2 protein-coding genes are annotated in these 1,663 nt (G+C 58.6%); both read right to left on the minus strand.

All coding sequences use genetic code 11. The features are described from left to right. Window positions 1-147: 147 nt before the first annotated feature. Window positions 148-1,062: a cation diffusion facilitator family transporter gene (locus A3730_RS23480; RefSeq protein ID WP_063518500.1), complete on the minus strand. Its 915-nt coding sequence runs from the start codon at window positions 1,060-1,062 to the stop codon at window positions 148-150. Between the two features lie 43 nt (window positions 1,063-1,105). After that, on the minus strand, window positions 1,106-1,663 hold a 558-nt coding region (locus A3730_RS23485), incomplete at its 5' end, for a peptidoglycan DD-metalloendopeptidase family protein (protein WP_082872512.1).

The following is a 1,663-nucleotide window of genomic DNA, read 5'->3' on the forward strand; positions in this document are numbered from 1 at the left end:
ACGAGGGCTTTTCATGGTCTGTCCTCAACACAAACAAGTCAGTGATGAAGCTACTGAAAAGCCCCTATGAAAACAATGTGTTTACCTGCACAGCCCGGTTTGACCGCACAGTACAGCCCAGCATTGGCGCGGGCTTGGGAGGAACCGTCAGGTTGGGGGTCGATCGTCGAGGGTGACTTTTGGCCCAACGGCCACCGGGTCCTGGTGGATAATCACATCCGCCATGGGAAACGCCTCCTGGATACGCGTTTCAATCCGGGTGGCCAGGTCATGGGCCTGCAGTAAGGTCAGGTTCTGATCCATATCCACATGCAGCTGGATAAACTGGGTACGCCCGGACTGGCGGGTACGCAGATCATGGAACCCCAGCGCCTGCGGATGATCCGCCACAATCGCGGTAATCACCTCCCTCACCTCGCCGGGGATTTCCCGATCCAACAACAGTTGCGCCGATTCATAGGCAATATGCCAGGCGCTGAACAGAATAAAGATCGCAATCACCAGGCCCACCACCCCGTCCAGCCACAGATAGCCAAACTGGCTGACCACCAGCACAACAATGATCCCCACATTGACCGCCAGATCCGACAGGTAATGCAGCGAGTCCGCCTCAATAGCGGTGGAACCGGTTTCCCGGACCACATACTTCTGGATCAACAACAACCCGAATGTCAGCACAATGGAAAACAGCATCACGGCCACACCCGCGCCATTCTCACTGATGGGCTGCGGGTCCATCAGCTTGGTCACGGACTGGTGAATCAGAAACACCGAAGAGCCGGCAATAAACACCGCCTGCCCCAGCCCGGCCAGCGCTTCAGCCTTGCCATGGCCGAAGCGGTGTTCCTCATCCGCGGGCACCAGAGAATAGCGAATAGCGAAAAAGTTGATTAGCGAAGCAATGGAATCCATCACCGAATCCACCAGCGAGGCCAGCAGGCTGACAGACCCGGTCATCAGCCAGGCAATGGCTTTTGCCGCAATCAAAATCAGCGCCGTCAGCACGGATGCCAACCCTGCCATCAGTAGCAGGCGGTGTTCACGGCGATCATCACGACGCATATCTGTATTCCGTTAATCAGTTGGGAAAAGCGGTGCGGGGGAATCAGCGCTTGGGCAAATAGCCCATGGGGTCGACGGGCTTGCCGTCTTTGCGGATTTCAAAATGCAGCTGAGTGCGGAAAGTGCCACTGGCGCCCATGGTGGCCACCTGCTGACCGCCCTTCACCGAATCCCCTTCCTTGACCATCATCTTATCATTATGGGCATAGGCACTTAACCAGCGTTCGCTGTGCTTGATAATCAGCAGATTACCGTAGCCTGTCAGGCCACTGCCCCGGTAGACCACACGCCCCGGGGCGGCAGCCACCACCGGGCTGTTCCGGCGCCCGGAAATGGCGATTCCCTTGCGCCCCTGGCTGGCATTGGAAAACGATTCCACCACCTGGCCGCTGGCAGGCCAGCGCCACTCCACCGGGCCGACCGGGACTGCCGGCTTCGTGGCGGGTTTAGAGGCAGGTTTTGCCGCCGGAGCAGGCTTGGAAGCGGGTTTTGAGGCGGCCGGTTTGCTGGCCGGTTTGGAAGAAGTAGTTGCCGGTTTGCTGGCCACCGCCGGGCTGGAGGTCTTGATGCCCAGCGAGATACGCTGGCCGGGATAAATGGT

The organism is Alcanivorax sp. HI0044 (assembly GCF_001634945.1).

Coding starts and splice junctions, on each gene's coding strand:
- A3730_RS23480 (WP_063518500.1), bottom strand. CDS start 1,062: ATGCGTCGTGATGATCGCCGTGAACACCGCCTGCTACTGATGGCAGGG.